The sequence below is a fragment of the Serratia sp. CoH_134_PS_4 genome, from assembly GCF_058190535.1.
The window spans coordinates 231,173-253,474 of the sequence record NZ_JBXWKI010000002.1 but is presented as its reverse complement, the minus strand read 5'-3'; the positions used below and the strand labels follow the sequence as shown (position 1 = coordinate 253,474).

Annotated in this window: 23 protein-coding genes and 1 tRNA gene; 17 read left to right on the top strand and 7 right to left on the bottom strand. The window is 52.6% G+C overall.

Annotated features, from left to right (window positions below; genetic code table 11):
* Positions 1 to 33 precede the first annotated feature (33 nt).
* Positions 34 to 480: a DUF805 domain-containing protein gene (locus tag AC2FCQ_RS06475; protein ID WP_209638760.1), complete on the bottom strand. Its 447-nt coding sequence runs from the start codon at positions 478 to 480 to the stop codon at positions 34 to 36.
* A gap of 293 nt (positions 481 to 773) precedes the next feature.
* Between AC2FCQ_RS06475 and mltB the strand changes: the two genes are divergently transcribed.
* Entirely contained in the window at positions 774 to 1,859 is a 1,086-nt protein-coding gene (mltB, locus tag AC2FCQ_RS06470; RefSeq protein WP_209638762.1) for a lytic murein transglycosylase B, read from the top strand.
* Between the two features lie 57 nt (positions 1,860 to 1,916).
* Here the strand turns inward: mltB and AC2FCQ_RS06465 are convergent, their stop codons facing one another.
* Positions 1,917 to 3,068 carry a porin gene (locus tag AC2FCQ_RS06465; RefSeq protein WP_209638764.1) on the bottom strand — a complete coding sequence of 384 codons (1,152 nt, stop codon included), beginning with the start codon at positions 3,066 to 3,068 and terminating at the stop codon, positions 1,917 to 1,919.
* 412 nt (positions 3,069 to 3,480) lie between these two features.
* Between AC2FCQ_RS06465 and AC2FCQ_RS06460 the strand changes: the two genes are divergently transcribed.
* Both AC2FCQ_RS06460 and AC2FCQ_RS06455 read left to right on the top strand, forming a co-directional pair.
* Positions 3,481 to 3,771: a hypothetical protein gene (locus AC2FCQ_RS06460; RefSeq protein ID WP_314591854.1), complete on the top strand. Its 291-nt coding sequence runs from the start codon at positions 3,481 to 3,483 to the stop codon at positions 3,769 to 3,771.
* 111 nt (positions 3,772 to 3,882) lie between these two features.
* Positions 3,883 to 4,182 carry a hypothetical protein gene (locus tag AC2FCQ_RS06455; RefSeq protein ID WP_209638766.1) on the top strand — a complete coding sequence of 100 codons (300 nt, stop codon included), beginning with the start codon at positions 3,883 to 3,885 and terminating at the stop codon, positions 4,180 to 4,182.
* A gap of 27 nt (positions 4,183 to 4,209) precedes the next feature.
* On the opposite strand, the gene dsdC is transcribed toward AC2FCQ_RS06455, so the two are convergent.
* Together dsdC and AC2FCQ_RS06445 are read right to left on the bottom strand one after the other, a co-directional pair.
* Positions 4,210 to 5,139: a DNA-binding transcriptional regulator DsdC gene (gene dsdC / locus AC2FCQ_RS06450; RefSeq protein WP_209638768.1), complete on the bottom strand. Its 930-nt coding sequence runs from the start codon at positions 5,137 to 5,139 to the stop codon at positions 4,210 to 4,212.
* 192 nt (positions 5,140 to 5,331) lie between these two features.
* Positions 5,332 to 5,871 (bottom strand): DUF2058 domain-containing protein, encoded by a 540-nt coding sequence (locus AC2FCQ_RS06445; protein WP_209638770.1) that lies wholly within the window; start codon positions 5,869 to 5,871, stop codon positions 5,332 to 5,334.
* A 335-nt stretch (positions 5,872 to 6,206) separates the two neighbouring features.
* Here AC2FCQ_RS06445 and AC2FCQ_RS06440 point away from each other — a divergent pair, with 335 nt between their 5' ends.
* The gene (locus AC2FCQ_RS06440; RefSeq protein ID WP_404759193.1) at positions 6,207 to 6,638 is read left to right on the top strand and encodes a DoxX family protein; all 432 of its coding nucleotides are present in this window, start codon (positions 6,207 to 6,209) and stop codon (positions 6,636 to 6,638) included.
* A gap of 233 nt (positions 6,639 to 6,871) precedes the next feature.
* Here AC2FCQ_RS06440 and AC2FCQ_RS06435 read toward each other — a convergent pair.
* Together AC2FCQ_RS06435 and AC2FCQ_RS06430 are read right to left on the bottom strand one after the other, a co-directional pair.
* Positions 6,872 to 6,946: transfer RNA gene (locus AC2FCQ_RS06435), tRNA-Arg, on the bottom strand.
* Between the two features lie 130 nt (positions 6,947 to 7,076).
* A complete protein-coding gene (locus AC2FCQ_RS06430; RefSeq protein ID WP_490308506.1) occupies positions 7,077 to 8,006 on the bottom strand; it encodes a formate/nitrite transporter family protein in 930 nt (309 codons plus the stop codon).
* A 251-nt stretch (positions 8,007 to 8,257) separates the two neighbouring features.
* On the opposite strand from AC2FCQ_RS06430, the gene ccmA reads away from it, so the two are divergent.
* The 10 genes from ccmA to mlaA all read left to right on the top strand — a co-directional run bounded on the left by ccmA (position 8,258) and on the right by mlaA (position 16,119).
* Positions 8,258 to 8,890, top strand: coding sequence for a cytochrome c biogenesis heme-transporting ATPase CcmA (ccmA, locus tag AC2FCQ_RS06425; RefSeq protein ID WP_209638774.1), 633 nt, complete (start codon positions 8,258 to 8,260; stop codon positions 8,888 to 8,890).
* Positions 8,890 to 9,549, top strand: coding sequence for a heme exporter protein CcmB (ccmB, locus tag AC2FCQ_RS06420; RefSeq protein WP_404759194.1), 660 nt, complete (start codon positions 8,890 to 8,892; stop codon positions 9,547 to 9,549). Before ccmA ends, ccmB begins: the two co-directional genes overlap by 1 nt.
* Before the next feature lie 118 nt (positions 9,550 to 9,667).
* Positions 9,668 to 10,405 carry a heme ABC transporter permease gene (locus tag AC2FCQ_RS06415; protein WP_265555565.1) on the top strand — a complete coding sequence of 246 codons (738 nt, stop codon included), beginning with the start codon at positions 9,668 to 9,670 and terminating at the stop codon, positions 10,403 to 10,405.
* Positions 10,402 to 10,638, top strand: a complete 237-nt coding sequence (gene ccmD / locus AC2FCQ_RS06410; protein WP_265555568.1) for a heme exporter protein CcmD — start codon at positions 10,402 to 10,404, stop codon at positions 10,636 to 10,638. Before AC2FCQ_RS06415 ends, ccmD begins: the two co-directional genes overlap by 4 nt.
* A complete protein-coding gene (ccmE, locus tag AC2FCQ_RS06405; protein WP_037423650.1) occupies positions 10,635 to 11,129 on the top strand; it encodes a cytochrome c maturation protein CcmE in 495 nt (164 codons plus the stop codon). The genes ccmD and ccmE overlap by 4 nt, the downstream gene beginning before the upstream one ends.
* Positions 11,126 to 13,096 carry a heme lyase CcmF/NrfE family subunit gene (locus tag AC2FCQ_RS06400; protein ID WP_209638782.1) on the top strand — a complete coding sequence of 657 codons (1,971 nt, stop codon included), beginning with the start codon at positions 11,126 to 11,128 and terminating at the stop codon, positions 13,094 to 13,096. The genes ccmE and AC2FCQ_RS06400 overlap by 4 nt, the downstream gene beginning before the upstream one ends.
* Complete coding sequence (locus AC2FCQ_RS06395) at positions 13,093 to 13,644, top strand: DsbE family thiol:disulfide interchange protein (RefSeq protein WP_209638784.1); 552 nt, start codon at positions 13,093 to 13,095, stop codon at positions 13,642 to 13,644. The genes AC2FCQ_RS06400 and AC2FCQ_RS06395 overlap by 4 nt, the downstream gene beginning before the upstream one ends.
* Positions 13,641 to 14,114 (top strand): cytochrome c-type biogenesis protein, encoded by a 474-nt coding sequence (locus tag AC2FCQ_RS06390; protein WP_209638786.1) that lies wholly within the window; start codon positions 13,641 to 13,643, stop codon positions 14,112 to 14,114. Before AC2FCQ_RS06395 ends, AC2FCQ_RS06390 begins: the two co-directional genes overlap by 4 nt.
* Positions 14,114 to 15,325 carry a c-type cytochrome biogenesis protein CcmI gene (ccmI, locus tag AC2FCQ_RS06385; RefSeq protein ID WP_490308504.1) on the top strand — a complete coding sequence of 404 codons (1,212 nt, stop codon included), beginning with the start codon at positions 14,114 to 14,116 and terminating at the stop codon, positions 15,323 to 15,325. The genes AC2FCQ_RS06390 and ccmI overlap by 1 nt, the downstream gene beginning before the upstream one ends.
* Before the next feature lie 35 nt (positions 15,326 to 15,360).
* Complete coding sequence (gene mlaA / locus AC2FCQ_RS06380) at positions 15,361 to 16,119, top strand: phospholipid-binding lipoprotein MlaA (RefSeq protein WP_209638790.1); 759 nt, start codon at positions 15,361 to 15,363, stop codon at positions 16,117 to 16,119.
* Positions 16,120 to 16,245: 126 nt separating this feature from the next.
* Here the strand turns inward: mlaA and fadL are convergent, their stop codons facing one another.
* Positions 16,246 to 17,586 (bottom strand): long-chain fatty acid transporter FadL, encoded by a 1,341-nt coding sequence (gene fadL / locus AC2FCQ_RS06375; protein ID WP_490308503.1) that lies wholly within the window; start codon positions 17,584 to 17,586, stop codon positions 16,246 to 16,248.
* A 401-nt stretch (positions 17,587 to 17,987) separates the two neighbouring features.
* Here fadL and AC2FCQ_RS06370 point away from each other — a divergent pair, with 401 nt between their 5' ends.
* The 3 genes from AC2FCQ_RS06370 to fadJ all read left to right on the top strand — a co-directional run bounded on the left by AC2FCQ_RS06370 (position 17,988) and on the right by fadJ (position 21,953).
* Positions 17,988 to 18,284, top strand: coding sequence for a YfcZ/YiiS family protein (locus AC2FCQ_RS06370; RefSeq protein WP_209638794.1), 297 nt, complete (start codon positions 17,988 to 17,990; stop codon positions 18,282 to 18,284).
* Between the two features lie 193 nt (positions 18,285 to 18,477).
* The gene (fadI, locus tag AC2FCQ_RS06365; protein WP_209638796.1) at positions 18,478 to 19,788 is read left to right on the top strand and encodes an acetyl-CoA C-acyltransferase FadI; all 1,311 of its coding nucleotides are present in this window, start codon (positions 18,478 to 18,480) and stop codon (positions 19,786 to 19,788) included.
* On the top strand, positions 19,788 to 21,953 hold the full coding sequence (gene fadJ / locus AC2FCQ_RS06360) for a fatty acid oxidation complex subunit alpha FadJ (RefSeq protein ID WP_490308502.1): 2,166 nt from the start codon (positions 19,788 to 19,790) through the stop codon (positions 21,951 to 21,953). The genes fadI and fadJ overlap by 1 nt, the downstream gene beginning before the upstream one ends.
* The last annotated feature ends 349 nt before the right edge of the window (positions 21,954 to 22,302 follow it).

Below are 22,302 nucleotides of genomic sequence, written 5' to 3'. Positions count from 1 at the left end.
ACCGCTCGGCGTGCAGATAGCCAGTGGCGATGGTCAGGCCTTCATCGGTTTACGCGTGCATAATCCCGTAGGCAACAACAACGCGCATAACAGGCCAATCAGGCTAATAATGATGAGCCAGCGCGTCACTGGGCCGGGGTAATAATTATTCACCACGCTGAGCAGATACAGGGCTAACGCCAGAGGCCAACCAGGTGTACCTATGTCATTAAGGCGAAATGCGGTGCGGGCTACCAGCCAAAGGGTTAAACCTATCCAACACAGTGACCACAGCATAATGCACAGCAGGTAGACAAACACCGCAAAAAACGTGCTGATATCACTGTGCGCGTAAGTTCGGAAGAGATTTTGATCGAGATAAGGTGACAGGTATAACAACAGTGCCAGGCCCGCGGCGAACACCATCACGGAGAAAACATACTCCTTGCGTGCTATGCGGCGTTTAAAGACATTTTTAGCGATCTGTCCGAGAGAATCCAAAATAACATTCCGTTGTATCCGTCATTGCTGACAGGGTTGCAGCCAAAAAGAGGGGCAGTGTAGTGATGCGCTGTGGCGTGTCAATATGATAATTGTTCTCATTTAATCAAGGTTTACGTTTCGGCGGAATAGTTGCCTACCCTAACTAATTCTTTGTTTCTGTGCTTCAAATCACGTTTTTGGCTATTTTGGCTTACCGCCTTGTGATGAGCGACATAATCCAGTTTGTTCGCACCAGACAATGGATTAACATAATCACCACTTATCACTGGCCTGGCTTATATGGATATCCGATGCGTCATTTAGTTGCTCTTCTCCCCCTGCTTACCTTACTCACTGCCTGTAGCAGCGGGCCGAAGCCGACCCCAGCTACGCCTCAGGACAGCACGGTGAAAGGTGGGTTCCTGCTGACGCCAGCGCATTCCGGTCAGCCACTGGGCGGTGATTTTGCCAATAACCCCAATACGGCCCGTTTTATCGATAAAATGGTTCAGGAACACGGTTTTGATCGTCAACAGCTGCATGATGTACTGGCCCAAGCCAAGCGACTGGATTCCGTGTTGCGGTTGATGGATCGCCAAGCGCCAACGCCATCCACACAGGCACCCTCAGGACCGAACGGCTCCTGGCTGCGCTATCGCAATAAATTTATTACGCCGGATAACGTGCAAAATGGCGTGCAGTTCTGGAACCAGTATCAGGATGCGCTGCAGCGTGCTTATCAGGTCTATGGCGTACCACCCGAAATCATTGTCGGTATTATCGGTGTTGAAACCCGCTGGGGCCGCGTGATGGGTAAAACCCGTATTATTGATGCGCTGGCTACCTTGGCCTTCGACTATCCCCGCCGTGCCGATTATTTTGCCGGCGAGCTGGAAACCTTCCTGCTGATGTCACGCACTGAAGGGGATGATCCGCTGGATCTACGTGGTTCATTTGCCGGAGCGATGGGGTACGGCCAGTTTATGCCATCCTCATTCAAAAGTTACGCTGTAGACTTTAACGGTGATGGTCACATTAACTTGTGGGATCCGGTGGATGCGATTGGCAGTGTGGCTAACTACTTTAAAGCACACGGCTGGGCCAAGGGCGAACCTGTTGCGGTGCAGGCTAACGGCCAGGCGCCAGGGTTGGAAAATGGGTTTAAAACGCGTTACTCCGTTGCCAGCCTGGCAGCGGCAGGCCTGACTCCACAGGGTTCCTTGGGCGATAACCAAGAGGCCAGCCTGCTGCGTCTGGATATTGGCACCGGCTATCAGTATTGGTATGGATTACCTAACTTCTACACCATTACCCGCTATAACCACAGCACCCACTATGCGATGGCAGTGTGGCAGTTGGGAGAGGCGGTGGGCCGTTCGGCGCGCGGCGGGTTCTAAACTCGTGAGCACTGATGAGAAAGGCCGCTGAAGCGGCCTTTTTTACGTCGGTAGGGATTAGAAATCGTAACGCAGGCGTACCAGTGTCATATCACCGAGATTGTCGGTGCTTGACGTCAGCACGTGTTCCACATCGACGCGGAAGCCGTAATCAAACTGTACGGTAACGCCCAGACCGTTATCGATACGCTGATAATCGCGGCCGCTCACGTACTGCAGGCGGTCACCCATAAAGTATGGCATCACGGATTTCACCGCATATTGCCCCACAGGTAGGGTGTAACCGGCCAGATACTCAATGCCCCAAGCGTCACCGGCGAAGTAGTCGTTAACGTTGGCTTTCTTGGTGGTCAGGAAGTTGTTGTACCAACCGCCGCCGAAGGTCAGTGTCCAGTTATCTGGTTTCCAGCTCAGCGCAGTACCCAGAATGTTTTGGTCATAATCTTTGGTGGTGTGGGTAGCGGGATCGCGCATCTCTGCACGGGTATAGTTCCACGCGGTGCCCCAGGTCAGATCAGGCGTCAGGTGGTAATCCACGCCCAATGAACCGCCGCCTTCACGCTTGTAGCGCAGGCCATTACCCGGCAGATATTCGTTGTCGCTGAACAGATAGGACGCATAAACGTCCGCGTCACCGAAGGTATTTTTGTACTTCAGCATTTTGCGTGAGCGGTAAGAACCGTCGTAATCGCCGTTGATGCCGTTCCCCGGAGCCTGGGCCAGCATGTCATAGTCCCAGATATCGGTTTTGGCGCCGACTACGTCATAGTACACGCTGTTTTGCTGACCAAAGGTCAATTGTCCCCAGGTTTTACTTTTCAGACCGGTATATAGCATGCGGCGGCTGGTGTTGTTGGCACCATCGGCATAGTGATTATCCCAGTTGAAGAGTGCAGGAATGTTCACGCCCAGCTCGTAATAGCTGATCCAGCTAATGTCATCGAACAGGTAGTAATCAGCGGCAAAGCGGAAGCGGGTGCCTCCGTCGAACCCGTTACGCTTGTAAGAGCCCTTATCGCCATCGCCGGTCATATTGTTGAACTGCGGACGGATACTGCCACCGACAGTAAAGTTAAGACGGCTCAGCGGATCGCCCGCCTGCGGGTCCTGCTTCAGCAAAGTGATTTCAGCTTGGGCAGCAAAAGAAGTACTACCCACGATCAGTCCCAGAGCAACGGCCTGGGTTAATGCGCGCAATGTGTATGTCATTTTATATCCCTGTGTATGCTTGCCACTCTCACTGAACCTTCGGGTATCAGTGATTGGCTCAGTAAATTTCCTGAGCGTTTTCATCGCTTTTCTTGGTTTTGTAAAAGCGGGCGCATATTTAACACGATTTTGATCACAAAAAGTTACTTTTCTTGCTAATTATTTGATTTGTTTTTAATCACCTGCAAGGGCGGGCGTGCAAGAAACCGGCGTTATGGCGGGCTTCAACGTATCGACCGGTTAGGGGGACAGCGTTCGGATGAACTCAGCTAACACAAAGCATTATATTTTTCACTTGTCAGAGAATGCCAAATGCCGTGTAATTTCATTGCGGCCAGAGACAGTTTAATACGTGGTTTTTTCGTTTTATTTTACAAAATTTACCGAGTTAACAAGGGACGTTTAGAACGCTATGAGATTTTATTTCGCACTGTTGATAGGGCTTTTTTCATTGCCACTAATGGCGGCGGAGTCTCACGTCTGCCATTCGCAGTCATATGATTATGCGAGTATTGGCAAGTTAAGGTTGAGCGATGATACGACTTTTACTTGCCGCGGAGTCGGTCAGTTCACTATTCCTGACTTAGCTAAGCGTGGTTGGAAGGTTATTCACGTGGCACAGCAGACGGAATATACCGGTGACGTGGACAGTGATAGTGAGGTGATTAAAATGTACCAGGAAATAGTCGTCTATAAAGAATAAAGACTACGTGTTTATCAGGTTCACATATCGCCATTTTTTATTCGTGGTGAGGATGTGTCATATTCTTTTTTTCCATGTTGACAGAAGGATAGTACCAAAAAAATATAAATTATGGATGTTGATATTCACAGCTACCAAATGATCTGCGAAAGCCAATTCACTATTACTCTGCAAATATCCAAATATGCCTGGGGTTATCCTTTAATAACCTTAAGTGATAACGGTGATTTTTTTGTGATGGAAAACACCCGGCGAGGGCGATTGCCTAATCAGATGCCGGTGGAAATAATAACCTTTACTAATAATGACTCTGTAGCATGGGATAACAACCGTAAGCATATTTATTATTCGAAGTCAGGGCGTTTGTACAGCTGTGCGCTGGATTTTTCCTATGTTCCAAAGAAATGGTAATACGCACTCTGCTCATACCTCCGGCCATCAGGCCAGAGGTGCTATCTTCATCATCCACTGTTTGAAAGCGATGATCTTCGGCCACTGGCGTTCGGTGGTGGTTGAAATAAAATAACAATGTTCGCAAGGCAGAGTCATATTGGTAAACGGAATAATCAGCTCTCCGCTTTTAATCCAGTCTTGCACCAGATTAAGCCGGCCCATTGCGACGCCAAGATGCTGCGTTGCCGCCAGCACGGCCAGATCTGAGCGATCGAATTCCATGCTTTTGCTGTCGGTATCCAACCCCAGTTCAAAATGTTGTGACCAGGTTAGCCACTCGTCTTCACCCGAGTTGTATCGGTCGTGCAGCAGAGTGCAATCGGCCAGGTTTTCAGGCGCATTGTAGAGATTATGCTTTTGGGCGTATTGCGCAGTGCAGATTGGGACCATAGACTCGTGCATAAAGGCTTCGTCCAGTTGCTTGCCCGATGGCAGGCGACCGAAATACAGCGCTAAATCAACGCCTCGATTGGCCAGATTGATATTTTCTTGGCCCGTGAGAATGTTTAAATGAATGGTGGGATACTGAGCAGTAAAATCGCTGATTCTGGGTATCAGTAAACATTGTACAATCGAAGGATGCGAGTAAATGGTCAAGGTGCCCGTCAATTCACGGTTTCTAATATCAAGAATTTCTTGGGTTAGGGCGTCGAAGGAATGGCTTAACGACCACTGCATACGCTCGCCTTCAGGTGTTAGCGTAATTCTGCGATGAAATCGTTGAAATAAAAGAAAACCCAGTTCTTTTTCTAACAGGTTAATTCTATGACTTACAGCGCTGGGGGTAATTGAAAGTTCCTCTGCCGCCAATGAAAAGGATAAGTGGCGGGCAACACATTCAAAAGTATGCAAGCGAGAAAATTGATAGCTCGTCAGTGGACTTGCTCTTTTTGAATACTTCTTATTGGGGAACATGTTATTACTCCATTCACGTGATGTAATAATGGTAACATTTTAATGAAGGTAACTAAAATACGAATTGACGTGTTTTTTAGCCACGCTGGCATGTGGGGGTAATATTTTTTATGACGTGTTTTTTATGCAGAAAATTCAACGGTACGGAAGGGGGCGGGCAAGGATGACAGTCCATTGCCCTAAGGAGCTTGGTTACCACATCAAATCATCAGGGACAACAAAATCAGCGTAAGGATCTTCCTCGTCTTGCGCTTCCTGAGTGAGTTCAGCGCTTAATACAATGTAGCTCGCATCCCGTTGTGCGATTTTATTGGCTACGACCGCAGGTATAATCGCATACTCACCCTCACTGTTATTGTCAGTAATCAGGCGGGCAATGGCGAGGCGACCATTGATCAATTGGGTTTGAGTCGCCTTATCTACAGAGATATTTTTGATCAGATTATTATCTGTGAAGTTATAGCTAATATCACCCTTTGAAATAACGATTCTGTTCATTTCAATGAGTTGTTTAATCTGCGCTTTATACTCTTTCGATAAGGCCGCTTGTTTTTGTTGCTCACTTAACTGTTTGTCACGCTCGATTTGCGTCTTCTTGTTTAATTCTACGGCTTCTCTCGCCTCACGAGCCTGGACGCGTGACTTTTTAGCCGTTCTTTGCACTTTTTCTAGCTTCTTGCTGCTGACGAGTCCAGCTTTAAGCATCTGCTCTTGTAATGTGAGTTTTGTCATGTTCGTTTCTAAAATCGATTAAATCGTGTCTGGGATTATACCTTTAATAGTCGACACTGTGCCAGATTCTGAAACCGGGTCATGCATTATCCTGGTAACCCTGGAGAGGCCTTTCGAAGGCTTCAGGACCAATGCCACTGAAATGACTGTGGCGGGTGCCGTTGTAGAATGCTGCAATGCAATGTTTTCGTTTCAATGCCCCTCAAATCGCTTTTATGCCACTGGATTAACTGGACGAAACTTAACCCAGATCAACCCAAATGAGAATAATTCTCCACTCGTTTAGCGATTAGCAATTACTTTATAGAAACAAGAAAACGTCTTCGGGAGTGATAATGATGAGGCAACTTTATATCCGCTTTACCACGGCGCTGAACAAACCTGATCTGGCCATTTTACTGCTGAGAATCACCTACGGTCTGCTGATTTTCCATGGCTGGCACAAGGTGCACGATGGCCTCGCCGGGATTGAAGGCATGCTGGCAGGCTATGGAGTCCCGGCGTTCGTGGCGTATGGTGTGATCATCGGGGAAGTCATTGCCCCGATCATGATTATGCTGGGCATTTTCACCCGTCTTGCAGCGCTGTCAGCCGCAGCCACTATGGTTGTTGCGTGGTTGATGGTCGGTATCCACCAAACTTTCGCGCTGTCACCGGTCGGCGCGTGGGCGATTGAAGATATCGTGTATTACTTCATGGCAGCCGTTGTGATTGCGCTGTACGGCAGTGGCCGTTATTCCGTTATGAGTAACCCGGTATATCGCTGATTTTCTCTCTCAGCGTGTTTTCTAATGAAACACGCTGAGTTTTCCATTTAACGTGATTTATGGCTGTGTGACGTAACTCGAACCTGCCATACCAACTTTTGTACCGACAATTAAGCGTGGCTGTGGGTAGAATTCGGTAGAGTTTCGGTAGAGTTTCGGTAGAGTATAGAAGACAAAGTGAGTTGGTTAACTCATTGTTTTTTGAGTAAAGTAGATTTCGTTCGGCATCGGAATGGTGTCCCCGACTGGAATCGAACCAGTAACTAGCCCTTAGGAGGGGCTTGTTATATCCGTTTAACTACGGGGACGCTGCGGGCTGGCAACCTGAGGCTGCCGGGGCAGTATACCTTTTTTTACCCGCAGAATAAGCGCTTAGCGGTGCGTTTGCTCATTACATCGCCAATATGCATTGAATTTTGCCTGCTGCGCTGATCGCGATCACGGTTTTCTTGCCTTGTCGGTTTGTTTTTCTGCCTTTAGCCGCTCAGCCTTGTTTTTGTCACTCATGTCGTTGCGGATCTGCGCATGGCTGATTAACGCAAAGATAAAGGTGCCGCCAATAATGTTGCCTGCTAGCGTAGGGATAGCGAACGGGTAGATGAAATCGTGCCACGGAATGATGCCGCTAAACACCAGATAAAGGATCTCTACCGATCCGACCACGATATGGGTGAGATCGCAAATCGCCACCAGGTAGGTCATGAGTACGATCACCCAAATCTTGGCTGCGCCAGCGGACGGAAACATCCACACCATGGTTGCAATGATCCAACCGGCCAGAATGCCGTTAGCGAACATTTCCGACGGTGAGTTTTGCATGACCTCTTCAGACAGGCTAACGAAGGCGTTCCGGGTATTTTCATCAAAAATCGGCATATGGATAAATGCCAGCGACGCCAGCCCGGTGCCAATCAGGTTACCCAGCAACACGACACCCCACAGGCGAAGCAGGATGATGATATTTCTCGGTGTCGGTTTATGCATGATCGGCAGTACGGCGGTCACGGTATTCTCGGTAAACAACTGCTGACGCGCCATGATCACGATGATAAAGCCAAAGGTATAGCCAATATTCTCGATAAAGAAGCGGCTGGGGTCGTCCGGCAAGCGGGCGTGAAAAATGCCTTTCGCCATCAACGAGGCGCCCATCGACAGCCCGGCAGCCACCGCTGACCACAGCAACGCCCAGCCGTCGCGTTCCAGCTCTTTCTCACCTTCCATGCGGATCTGCTCATGCACTGCCGCCGCGCGTGAAGGTAAATTCTCTTCTTTTATCTCGATTTCGCTCTTGCCCTGCTCATGCTCCTTGCTTTCGACTTGCACGTCATTATCCGTATCTGCCTGCGGGTGAGGGTGTTGTTCGCTCATTATCTGCTCTCTCCATTGATGCTGCCAAGGCCACGCATTAAGCGTAGTTGGCTCAGCGCTCCCGCGAAAGCCATGCTGCAAATGGCAGAAAAAAGTAACAAGACTTTAACGCCGCCGTTTTTTTCTACGCATTCTTGATCTGGTACGCAATATTACCCCTATTGGAGTAGCTGAGCGGCCTGTCGCGGGGTACGTGCCGCAGATGGCTTATGCTATGATCGCTATCCCAAAGAAAAATATGAGTTCTCCCGATGCTGGAAGCTAAAAATCTGAGTTGCGTCCGAGATGAACGCACCCTGTTTAGCGCGTTAAGCTTTAGGGTAACGCCGGGCGATATTATTCAGGTTGAAGGGCCAAACGGTGCGGGTAAGACCAGCCTGTTACGCATTTTGGCCGGTTTAGCTCGGCCAGATAGCGGAGAGGTCTGCTGGCACGGACAAAATACGTTACGCCAGCGCGAACGCTACCATCAGGATTTACTGTTTCTCGGCCATCAGCCGGGGATTAAAACCATGTTGACCCCTTTTGAGAACCTGCAGTTTTACCAGGCAGTGCGCACGTCACCCGATCGCCAGGCGATTTGGCAGGCGTTGGAACAAGTGGGGTTGGTGGGCTATGAAGATTTACCGGTGGCGCAGCTTTCCGCTGGGCAGCAGCGCCGGGTTGCGTTGGCTCGCCTGTGGCTCAGCGACAGCCCACTTTGGATCCTGGATGAGCCACTAACGGCAATCGATAAGCAAGGCGTGGCTGAATTGATTAGCCTTTTTGAGCAACATGCGCAGCAGGGCGGCATGGTATTGTTGACTACGCATCAGGATTTGGCTGGCGCGACACAGGCTGTAAGGAAAATCAGCCTGACGGAAAACCGCGTGGAGAACTTTTGATGTTTCTGACTGTATTGCGCCGTGAGCTGAAGATTGCCTTTCGCAAAGGGTCGGAAATTGTCAATCCACTGTGGTTCTTCCTGATCGTTATCACGCTGTTTCCGTTAGGCATTGGGCCAGAACCACAGCTGCTGGCGCGCATTTCGCCGGGGATAATTTGGGTCGCTGCGTTGTTGGCGGCGTTGTTGTCGTTGGAGCGCTTGTTCCGCGATGACTTTCTTGATGGTTCGCTAGAGCAACTGCTGCTGTTGCCGACGCCGCTGCCAATGACGGTGTTAGGCAAAGTGTGTGCTCACTGGGTCGTCACCGGCTTGCCCTTATTAATCCTGTCGCCGCTGGTGGCCTTGTTGCTGTCGTTGAACATAAATACCTGGCAGGCGGTTGCGTTGACGCTGTTTCTGGGTACGCCGACGCTCAGCTTGATTGGTGCTATCGGTGTGGCGTTGACCGTTGGGTTACGCAAAGGTGGCGTGCTGCTGAGTCTGCTGGTATTGCCACTGTATATACCGGTGCTGATATTTTCCACCGCCGCCATCGACGCCGCCTCTATGGGCATGCCAATAGACGGTTACCTGGCAATTCTGGGGGCGATGTTGGCGGGCAGCATCACGCTGGCGCCTTTTGCCACCGCAGCAGCGCTGCGAGTGAGCGTGCACTAGCTAACTTATTGAAAAGCGGGTTAACGCCACAAAGAGCGTGTTCCACCGCACAAGTAATTTTCGTCGCCTCGGTAGACGGGGCGGCCACCGTATAAATTTACCGTGAGCAATGACGACAATGTGGAAATGGTTACATCAATTTGCCCAGCCTGAACGGCTGTATCACGTCTGTGGACGTTTTATCCCCTGGCTGGGGCTAGCCGGTGCAGCCTGTCTGCTGCTGGGTTGGGTATGGGGCTTTGGCTTCGCCCCGAAGGACTATCAGCAGGGTGATAGCTTCCGCATCATGTATATCCATGTGCCGGCTGCCATGTGGTCGATGGGGATCTACGGTTCGATGGCCGTTGCCGCCTTTATCGGTCTGGTGTGGCAGATGAAAATGTCGGATACCGTTGTCGCTGCGATGGCACCCGTGGGGGCGGTATTTACTTTTATTGCCCTGGTCACCGGCTCTGCCTGGGGTAAGCCGATGTGGGGGACCTGGTGGGTGTGGGATGCGCGTCTGACGTCCGAGTTGGTGCTGCTGTTCCTTTATATCGGCATTATTGCGCTGTACAACGCCTTCGAAGACCGGCGTCTGGCAGGCCGCGCCGCGGGCATTTTGGTGCTGGTCGGGGTGGTGAATATCCCGATTATTCATTTCTCAGTCGAATGGTGGAATACGCTTCATCAGGGTTCGACTAATATGCAACAGAGTATAGCGCCAAGCATGCGAACCCCGCTGCGCTGGGCAATCCTCGGTTACCTGCTTTTCTTTATCACCCTCACACTGATGCGTTTGCGTAATCTGATCCTGTCTCAGGAACGTCAGCGCCCGTGGGTTGCCAGCCTGGTCAATAAGGAGCGCCAATCATGAATGCCGCATTTTCGAGCTGGCAGGCGTTCTTCGCTATGGGGGGGTATGCCTTTTACGTCTGGCTGGCGGTGTCTATTACGCTGCTCTCGTTGTTGGGCCTGGTCGTCCACACCTTCTGGCAGCGCCGGCAATTGCTGGGTGAGATTGGCCGTCGTCAGGCGCGCGAACGACGGATTCGTCAGTCGCAGCAGTCGAAACAAAAATCCGCTAACTCGCGGGAGAAATCATTGTGAATCCACGTCGTAAAAGTCGCCTGTACCTGGCGATTGTAGTGCTGATCGGCGTCGCGCTTACTGCAACCCTGATGCTGTATGCGCTGCGTTCCAACATCGATCTGTTTTATACCCCGAGTGAAATTCTGCTGGGCAAGGGCGAAAATCATGAAAAACCGGAAGTGGGGCAACGCCTGCGTATCGGTGGCATGGTGATGCCAGGATCGGTGAAGCGCGATCAGAAAACATTACAGGTCAGCTTCAAAGTCTACGATGCACGTGGCGCGATTGATGTCACCTACACCGGCATCCTGCCGGACCTGTTCCGCGAAGGGCAGGGTGTAGTGGCACAAGGTGTGCTGGGTGAAGGCAACGTGGTCAATGCCCGTGAAGTGCTGGCGAAACATGATGAAAAATACACACCGCCGGAAGTGGCTGATGCAATGAAAGAAAACCATAAAGGACCGGCGTCGACCTATGCGGCTCCGCAGAATGAGGGCGCTAAATCATGATGCCGGAAACGGGAAGTTTTCTGCTGTGCCTGGCATTAGCGATCTCGCTCCTGCTGAGTATTTATCCACAATGGGGCGCTGCGCGTCAGGACCGTCGCATGATGGCGGTCGCCCGCCCGTTGACCTACGGTATGTTTGCCGCCATTGCGATGGCTTTCATCTGCCTGGTATATGCTTTTGTCGTCAATGACTTTACCGTGGCCTATGTGGCCGCCAACTCTAACACCCAATTGCCGGTGTATTACCGCATTGCCGCTACCTGGGGCGCCCATGAGGGGTCGCTGTTACTGTGGGTGCTGTTGCTGAGCTGCTGGTCGCTGGCCGTGGCATTGTGCAGCCGTTCGATGCCACAGGATGCCGTGGCGCGCGTGTTGTCTGTGATGGGCATGATCACCGCAGGTTTCCTGTTGTTTATCATCATGACGTCCAATCCGTTCACCCGCACACTGCCGAACTTCCCGATCGACGGCAGCGATCTCAATCCGCTGCTGCAGGATATCGGTCTGATTTTCCATCCCCCGTTGTTGTACATGGGGTATGTCGGTTTCTCGGTGGCGTTCGCGTTTGCCATCGCTTCATTGATGGCCGGCCGGCTCGATACCGCCTGGGCACGCTGGTCACGCCCCTGGACTACGGCGGCCTGGGTGTTCCTCACCATGGGAATCGTGCTGGGTTCTGCCTGGGCGTACTACGAGCTGGGCTGGGGGGGCTGGTGGTTCTGGGATCCGGTCGAAAACGCGTCATTTATGCCGTGGTTGGCCGGTACTGCGCTCATGCATTCACTGGCAGTGACTGAGAAGCGCGGTACCTTCAAGGCCTGGACGGTATTGCTGGCCATTACCGCTTTCTCACTGTGCCTGCTGGGGACCTTCCTGGTGCGTTCAGGCGTGTTGGTTTCGGTGCACTCCTTTGCGTCCGATCCGGCGCGCGGCATGTTTATCCTCGCCTATCTGGTCATCGTAATCGGTGGTTCTCTACTGCTGTATGCGGTCAAGGGCGGGCAAGTGCGTAGCCGGGTGCAGCACGAAACCTTCTCGCGTGAAACCTTCCTGTTAGGTAACAATGTGCTCTTGATCGCCGCCATGCTGGTGGTGCTGTTGGGTACGTTGTTACCGCTGGTGCACAAACAGTTGGGGCTGGGTAGCATCTCAATTGGCGAGCCCTTCTTTAATACCATGTTCACCTGGCTAATGGCGCCGATGGCGCTGTTAATGGGCATCGGGCCTTTGGTGCGCTGGCGCCGTGATGAGCCGACCAAGCTGTGGCGCCGTCTGAGCGTAGCGCTGGTGATTACGCTGGTGCTGTCCATTCTGTTGCCGTGGCTGTTGCAAGACAGCATTGCCGGGATGACGGTGGTAGGGCTGATCATGGCGGTTTGGGTGATTATCCTGACGCTGATGGAGTTGCACGAACGTGCGACGCATCGTCACGGGTTCTGGCGCGGCCTGCGCCATCTTTCCCGTAGCCACTGGGGCATGGTGTTGGGCCACCTTGGTGTCGCGGTGACGGTGATCGGCATCGCATTTAGCCAGAACTACAGTGTGGAACGCGATGTGCGCATGAAGGCCGGCGACAGCGTAGACATCCATAACTATCACTTTGTATTCCGTGACGTGCATGATATTCGCGGACCGAACTACAGCGGTGGTGTTGGCATCATCGATGTCACCCGAAACGGCAAGCCGGAAGCGACTCTGCACGCAGAAAAGCGCTACTACAGTGTGGCACGCAGCATGATGACCGAAGCGGCGATTGACGGCGGTTTTAGCCGCGATCTGTATGCGGCATTGGGTGAGGAGCTGGACGACGGCTCTTGGGCCGTGCGGTTGTACTACAAACCTTTCGTACGCTGGATCTGGTTCGGTGGGGTGTTTATGGCGCTGGGCGGCATCCTGTGCATACTCGATCCACGCTATCGTATGAGCAAGAAACTCAAGCGTGAAGGCAAACTGGAGGAGCAGGCATGAACCGTAAACTGCTGTTTATTCCGTTAATCCTGTTCTTGCTGTTAGTGGCGGCATTTATGGTGCAGTTGACGCGTAACGCCGGTGGTGAAGACCCGACGATGCTGGAATCGGCGTTGATCGGCAAACCTGTACCGGCCTTCAAGCTGGAATCCCTCGATCAACCCGGCAAGACCTACGATCAGGCCGTGCTGCGCAACGGTAAACCGATGTTGCTAAACGTCTGGGCGACCTGGTGCCCAACCTGCCGCGCCGAGCACCAATATCTCAATACCCTGGCCACGCGTGGCATCCGCGTAGTGGGATTGAACTACAAAGATGATCGTAGCAAAGCAGTCACTTGGTTGAACTCGCTGGGCAACCCTTACGCGCTGAGCCTGTATGACGGCGATGGCATGCTGGGGCTGGATTTGGGGGTGTACGGTGCACCGGAAACGTTCTTGATCGACGGACAAGGCATTATTCGCTATCGCCACGCTGGGGATATGAACGAACGCGTGTGGCAGCAGGAAGTATTACCACTGTACAGAAAGTACGGGGGTGAGGCATGAAGCTGATTGTCTTGGTATTTGCCGCATTGCTGAGCTGGAGCGCAGCAGCGGCTATCGATACCTATCAGTTCACATCGGTGGAGCAGGAACAGCAATACCGTGAACTGACAGAACAACTGCGCTGCCCGAAATGCCAGAACAACAGCATTGCCGACTCTAACGCCATCATCGCGGCAGACATGCGTACCAAAGTGTACGAATTGATGATGCAGGGACAGAATAAGCAGCAGATCATCGATTACATGGTCGCGCGCTACGGCAATTTTGTTACCTACGAGCCCCCGGTGACCCCGGCGACGTTGATCTTGTGGGTTGGCCCGTTGCTGTTCGTACTGATTGGCGGGGCGGTGGTGATACTGCGCACTCGCCATCGCCGTGCCGGTACCGCTAATGCGAGCGATGAATTCTCCGAGCAAGAGCAACAGCGTCTGGCGGCGCTGCTGAAAGAGACTGACAGGAAGAAACCCTAATGGCTTTTTGGCTGATTATTATTGTGTTGCTGGTTGGCGCTGCGGCGTTGCTGGTGGTGCCGGCAATGCGCCACAGTGGCAAAAACACGGCCGCGAGCCGGGATGCGTTGAACAAGGCATTTTACCAGGATCGCCTGCACGAGCTTGAGCAGGACGAAGAGCAGGGCGTGGTTGCAGAGCGCCCGGAGTTGGTGAAGGAGTTGCAGCAAAACCTGCTGAACGACATACCTGGCCAGCAAGAAACGCAGGCCAAGCCGATCAACCGTTGGGCTTTGGCGCCGGGTGTTGTGCTTCTGGTTGTGGTCACTGTGGGTTTTTATCTGAAAACCGGCGGATTGGCGCAGGTGCTGGACTGGCAACAGGTGGAAGCCCAAATGCCAGAACTGCGCGCGCGCGTTGCCAATGAACGCGCCCAGCCGCTAAGTATGGAAGAGATCGCCCGTCTTGGATTGGGCCTACGCACTGCGTTGCAGCAGGACGATCGCAATATCAATGACTGGATGATGTTGGGGCGTGTCGGCATGGCGCTGAATAATGCGACCACGGCGACTCAAGCATTTGCGCATGCTTATCAACTGGATCCGAATAGTCTGGAAGTGCGTCTCGGTTACGCAGAAGTCTTGACGCGATCCAATGATCCAGAGGATAACAAGCAAGCCACACAGATGCTGCGCAAGATGATCGCCGAAGATCATACCAACTTGCGGGTGCTGAGCCTGTTGGCGTTTAACGCCTTCGAGCAAGGGGATTTCAAACAGGCGATCGGTGCCTGGCAGGTGATGTTGAAGCTGCTGCCGGCTAACGATCAACGTGCTGAAGTGATAAAGCGCAGCATTGAACAAGCAAAAACCCAGGCGGGCGGAGAAACTGTTAAACTTGCTGTTAACGTGACGTTATCGCCGCAGGCGACTAACGCTTTGCCGCAGCAGGGTACGCTGGTAATCTCGGTGACCGATGGCACCAATCCGGTGCCGGTTGCAGTAAAACAACTGCCTTTAAGCCGCTTCCCATTGTCGTTTTCGTTGGATGACAGTAACGCCATGATGCCTGAACGGCTGCTTTCGGCCCAGCATCAGGTCAAGGTGCGGGTACGAATTTCTCAGGATGGTCTGGCCACGCCGCAGGCGGGTGACTGGTTCGGTGAAAGCGCGCTGCAGAATTTCAGCGGTAAAGAGCAGATTGACGTTCAGATAAACAAGCAGGTCCCCTGAATAAAAAGACCGAACGCGTTTTCATGGAGAAGAATATGAACTTTCGCCTGACTGGGCTGGCTTTCACAACGGTATTATTGGTGGGCTGTGCCAGCACGCCACAAGATGAACCACAAGGGCGATCCGATCCTCTGGAAGGATTTAACCGGACGATGTTCAACTTTAACTATAACGTCCTGGATCCGTACGTTCTGCGTCCTGTCGCAGTGGCATGGCGCAACTATTTGCCGATGCCTGCGCGTAATGGCATCAGCAATTTCACGTCCAACCTGGAAGAGCCGGCCAGCATGGTAAACTCCTTCCTGAAAGGCGATCCCTACAAGGGGATGATCCACTTTAACCGTTTCTTCCTCAACACCCTTTTGGGGATGGGCGGTTTGATCGACGTTGCAGGGATGGCTAACCCGAAACTGGCGCGCGAAGAGCCGAACCGTTTCGGCAGCACCTTAGGGCACTATGGTGTTGGCTATGGCCCTTATGTGATGTTACCGGGCTACGGCAGTTTCACCTTGCGTGAAGAGGGTGGCGACTGGGCGGATACGGTTTATCCCGTGCTGAGCTACCTGACCTTCTGGATGTCAGCAGGCAAATGGGTCATCGAAGGGATTGAAACCCGCGCCGAGCTGTTGGATTCAGATGGCCTGCTGCGCAACTCTTCTGATCCGTACTTGATGGTGCGTGAAGCTTATTTCCAGCGGAACGACTTCCTGGCGAACGGTGGGTCATTGAAACCGGAAATCAACCCGAATGCTCAAGCGATTCAGGGCGACCTGGACGAGATAGACTCGCAATAACCTCGGTTAGCGATTGGAATGAAAAAACCCGCCCCTGGCGGGTTTTTTTATATGCGGCGGATAACCGGCAATAAAAAAGCGCCCCGAAGGGCGCTTTTGGCTTCTGTATCGACAGTATCGATAGTATTAGAAGCGATAGTTGAAGTTAGCACCGTACAACCAGGCCTTGCCCACGGAGTCGAAGGTGTATGGGCCTTCTTTGATGGTCACTTTCTGGCCGTGCATGTAGGAAATGCCGACGTCAACCGAGGCGTCTTTGTTGAACGCGTAGGTGGTACCTGCGCTCAGCCACAGACGGTCCTGATCCGGAATTGAGATAGAACGGTTTTGCGCGGGCACCGGGCTGTCATCGAAGGCGATACCGGTACGGAAGGTCCAGTTGTCGTCGTAGAAGTAGCTGGTACCCAAGGCAATACGGTAAGAGTCTCTGAAGCCTTCATGTTTCTCAAACAGGGTCTGACCGCCGTTGCCGGTAGCCTTCAACTCCTGGAACTGGCTCCAGCTGGTGTAAGCCATGCTGTAGTGGACCGCCCACTGAGGTGCAACTTTGTTATAACCTGAGATTTCCCACATTTCCGGCAGGTTCAGGTCCAAAGAGCCTGGGATGGTGCTGCCATTGGTGCCGTAAGGCAGTCCAGCGGGACCGAGCAGTGGGTTATAAGCCGACGGTAGGCTGCTTTTGTAATCACCGTCGAACTTAATTTTTACTTCAGAACGGTAGGTGAAACCGTAACGGTTGTTTTCATCCACTTCGTACAGGATACCGGCGTTCCAGCCAAAGCCCCATTTGTCACCTTTCAGATGAGAAAGCTGGGTGTCTGCCGGGATGCCGCCAATCTGCTGTGCCTGCTGCGGCGTCAGTTGTCCACTCTGCATGCCTTGTGCTGCGATCAGTTTCGGCAGTTCGCCAGCATAACGCTCGAGTTTGGCTTTGGCATAAACGGCATCGAAGCCCAGGCCGAAGCTGAAGTGTTGATTGAGGCGATAAGCACCGCTCAGGTTCAGGTTCACGGTGGTCAGGTCGGTTTTACCGCCGTAAGCACCTGCGGTGTAACCGTCGTTAAATTCGGTAGCCAAGCCATAGTTGCTCGTTACCGAGCCGCCCACGGCAAATTGATCGTTAATCGGCTGAACGTAGTGCAGGTTTGGCACCCAGGCTGTTGGGGCAATGTTTTTTGCATCCAGGCTGGCACCAGAAGGTGACTTGCCTGAAATGTCTACGTCCGGATCGATAAACACCGCACCGATAGACAGCTCTGGGCGGGTATACATCATCAGGAGGGCCGGGTTGCGGCTGGCAGAAGCCGCGGTATCTGCCATGGCGCCTTCGCCAGAATACGCACGTCCTAAACCAGCTGCTGAGAACTCATTCAGCTGGAATCCGGCGGCAGACACGTTTGAAGAAATAATTGCCACTGCAGCTGCGAGAGCTGATTTAGTAAATAGGTTTTTCTGGCTCATGACCAAAACCTCATTTTATGTGTTTATTATTTAAACATGTTACATAAAGTAACAAGGAAGCGCGCGATTGTAGGGTCCGATCTCATTCAGACAAATCAGACCAGTGGCTGAATTATAGGTCCGACCTGTGAGAATGTTGCAACATTGTTTTTTAAATATTTCCAAATTGATATCAAAAGAGAGATCTGGCTAACAAAAAACCACCCCTACATAACAAAATTCTTACCATTCCTTAGCAGACAACGATTTTCGTTTGTGATTTCCATCACTTAAAACACCCATAAAAAGTAAGTGCTAGTGATCGGTTTCGCCGCAGAGTAAAATAAGCGCAGAATCTTGTATCTTTGCGCCATTCGCTAAATGGCAATTTGGACTCGCGTGATGGCGGTCCCTGAGGAGAATCAACCATGTCAAATTCGCTGAATAAATGTAGTGCCCAGGAAACGGCCGCCTGTTGCTGTGTCGATGTGGGTACCGTGATGGACAATACGGATTGTACCGCTTCCTACAGCCAGGTATTTGCTAATCAGCAGGATGCGGAGAAAATGCTGGCCGTGTTGACCGAAAAAGCCCGCAACGTGGAATCTGATCCTTGTGACATCAGCAGTAGCATTAAACCGGTTGACGGTGGCGTGGAACTGGCGGCGGATTTCACCTTTGCCTGCCAGGCTGAAACCCTGATCTTCCAGCTCGGCCTGCGTTAATCACTGCTGTAAAACGGTGTGGGGCAAACCCGCACCGCTGCCTTTCCCTTTATCCCTCTGTAGAAAGTTGCTCCTGCTCTCAGTTTTCACTTCTGACGGTTTGCCAAATGTAAACATTTGGTTAACAATGACCTCATCAGGTCAGACCTCTTTTTTGGCCGTTGCGCTGACGTTATTTTCTTCAGGAGCGTTTATGAGTAAGGCACTGCCGTTGGTGACCCGTCACGGTGACCGTATTGCTATTGTAAATGGACTGCGTACCCCCTTTGCCAAGCAGGCAACCGCTTATCACGGTATTCCTGCGGTGGATTTGGGTAAAACGGCGGTGAGCGAACTGTTGGCCCGCAGCGGGATTGATCCGGCCCTGATCGAACAATTGGTATTCGGTCAGGTCGTACAAATGCCAGAAGCGCCGAACATTGCGCGTGAAATCGTGTTGGGCACCGGCATGAGTGTGCATACCGATGCGTACAGCGTGTCGCGCGCGTGCGCCACCAGTTTCCAGGCGATTGCCAACGTGGCGGAAAGCATTATGGCGGGCAGTATCAGTATTGGTATTGCCGGCGGCGCTGATTCCTCTTCGGTATTGCCTATTGGCGTCAGCAAAGCGCTGGCGCGTACGCTGGTGGACGTCAACAAAGCACGCACCCTGTCACAGCGTCTCAAGTTGTTCAGTCGATTGAAATTCCGCGATCTGATGCCAGTACCGCCGGCAGTGGCTGAATACTCAACCGGCTTGCGCATGGGCGATACTGCCGAGCAAATGGCGAAAAGCCACGGTATCACCCGGGAAGAGCAGGACGCGCTGGCGCACCGTTCTCACCAATTGGCGGCCAAAGCCTGGGAGCAAGGGCTGTTGCATGATGAAGTGATGACCGCCTACGTACCGCCGTATCGCACACAGATTGCTGAAGACAATAACGTCCGTAAAGACTCCAGCCTGGCTTCCTACGCGAAACTAAAACCGGCCTTTGACCGTAAGCATGGCAGCGTCACTGCCGCGAACAGCACGCCGTTGACTGACGGTGCAGCCGCCGTGTTGATGATGAGTGAGTCGCGTGCAAAAGAGCTGGGCCTGCAACCCTTGGGCTATCTACGCAGTTTTGCTTTTGCCGCTATCGACGTATGGGAAGACATGCTGCTTGGGCCGTCCTACGCCACGCCGCTGGCGTTGGATCGCGCTGGCATCGGCTTGGCCGATCTGCAACTCATCGACATGCACGAAGCGTTTGCTGCGCAGACATTGGCGAACCTGAAAATGTTTGCCAGTGACGAGTTTGCCCAGAAAAAACTGGGGCGCAGCCGGGCGATTGGTGAAGTGGATATGGACAAGTTTAACGTATTGGGTGGCTCGATAGCCTACGGCCACCCGTTTGCCGCTACCGGCGCGCGCATGATCACCCAAACGCTGCACGAGCTGAAGCGCCGCGGTGGCGGGCTGGGGTTGACCACGGCCTGCGCGGCTGGGGGGTTAGGGGCAGCAATGATCGTAGAGGTGGAATAATGAGTTTTGAAAACGCATTGCACGAACAGCGCGCCAAACCCTCGGCCTTTCAGCTGACGTTACGTCCAGACAACATTGGTGTGATTACTATCGATGTCCCAGACGAGCGGGTGAATACGCTGAAGGCGGAGTTTATTGATCAGGTCAATGATGTTCTGATTCGTGCACAGCAACATCCGGCCCTGGAAGGGCTGGTGATCATTTCAGGCAAACCTGATTCGTTTATTGCCGGTGCGGACATCACCATGATTGCCGCTTGTACAACGGCCAAAGAAGCAGAGGCGTTGGCAAAAAAAGGGCAAAGCACGCTGGCGCAGATTGCTGCGTTCCAGGTCCCGGTCGTGGCGGCCATTCATGGTGCTTGCCTCGGTGGTGGACTCGAGCTGGCGTTGGCTTGCCACAGCCGCGTTTGTTCATTGGACGATAAAACGGCACTTGGCCTGCCGGAAGTGCAGCTGGGGTTACTGCCGGGGTCGGGCGGCACTCAGCGCTTGCCACGTCTGATCGGCGCCAGTAAGGCGCTGGATATGATCTTGACCGGCAAACATATTCGGGCGCGTCAGGCGCTGCGCATGGGGCTGGTTGACGATGCCGTACCCCAATCCATTTTGTTGCAGACCGCGATTGAACTGGCGAAGCAGGGTTGGCGAACCAAACGCGATTTACCCTGGCAGGAACGGCTGCTCAATGGCCCGCTGGGCAAGAGTTTGCTGTTCAGCATCGTGCGTAAAAAAACATTGGCGAAAACCCACGGCAATTATCCGGCGGCGGAACGGATCATTCAGGTGGTGCGCACCGGTCTGGATCACGGCAGCGCCAGCGGTTATGAGGCCGAGGCCCGGGCCTTTGGTGAGTTAGCCATGACGCCGCAATCGGCAGCGTTACGCAGTTTGTTCTTTGCATCCACGGCATTGAAGAAAGAGCGGGGTGCCAATACGCTACCTCATGCCCTTCACCGGATTGGTATTTTAGGCGGTGGTTTGATGGGGGGAGGCATTGCCTGCGTCACAGCCACGCGCGGTGGCCTGCCGGTACGCATTAAAGACGTTAATGAAACGGGTATTAACCACGCGTTGAAATACAGTTGGGATGTGCTCAGCAAGCGGGTACGTAACAAGCGTATGCGTCCGGCAGAGCGGCAAAAACAGATGATGTTGATCTCCGGTTCGACGGATTACACCGGCTTTGAGCAGGTGGACGTGGTGATCGAAGCCGTATTTGAAGATCTTGCCCTGAAGCAACAGATGGTGGCGGAAATAGAACAGCACGCTGCCGCTCACACCATTTTTGCCTCCAATACGTCATCGCTGCCTATTGGCCAGATCGCTGCCAAGGCACAGCGTCCAGAGCAGGTGATTGGGCTGCACTATTTCAGCCCGGTGGACAAAATGCCGTTGGTTGAGGTTATCCCGCACGCTACAACCAGCGAAGAAACCATTGCCACCACTGTGGCGTTGGCACACAAGCAGGGCAAGACGGCGATTGTGGTTGCCGATCGCGCAGGTTTCTACGTTAACCGTATTTTGGCGCCTTATATAAATGAAGCGGCACGTTGTCTGCTGGAGGGCGAGCCGATTGAGGCGTTGGACAAAGCCTTAGTGGACTTTGGTTTCCCGGTCGGTCCGATAACGCTGCTTGATGAAGTCGGCATTGACGTTGGCACCAAAATCATCCCGGTGCTGGTTGAACAGTTGGGGCCGCGTTTTTCTGCACCCGCTGCCTTTGATGCCGTACTGAAAGATGGGCGCAAAGGGCGCAAAAATGCCCGTGGTTTTTATCTGTATCCGAGTGAAGGCCAGCAACGGCAGCGGAATAAACGTGCCGATACGTCAGTGTATATTTTATTGGGTATTACGCCTAAGTCACATTTGCAGCAGGCGGTTATTGCCCAACGCTGCGTGATGATGATGCTCAATGAAGCGGCGCGTTGTTTGGATGAGGGCGTGATCCGCAGTGCGCGTGATGGTGATATTGGTGCCGTCTTCGGTATTGGTTTCCCGCCGTTCCTGGGGGGACCCTTCCGCTATATGGATCAGCTTGGTGCCGATAAGGTGGTTAAAACGCTGGAGTACCTGCAGCGCCAGTACGGTGAACATTTTGCACCTTGCGAACGCTTGCAGCGCATGGCGCAGCAGGGTGAACGCTTCTATCCGCAGGGCACGTGAGCGGCGCGGTGATGTGATTTGTACTAGAGTAGGATCAAGGATGCATTGTGATCGTTATCACTCCTTGGAATACCGGCAATTCCGGACTCTATACAGGGAGATGAGGACGGGGTAACGTAGCCTGATGGCGGTGAAAAACTGGCCGCCATCAATAAAATTCATGCTAAGAAGGTTAAAATTTAACCCGTTGAATTGGTTGTTATGTGAGCGTCAAATCCGTATCAAGGCGCCATTGATGTAAAAAACAGCGTTTTCTTTACGTGAACTTTCAGGCAAAATGCCCGGCCGCCATAAAGAGACGGCGCGTTATCGTTTCAAAGCTTTTGCTTTAGGGTTGTAAAACTCGGCG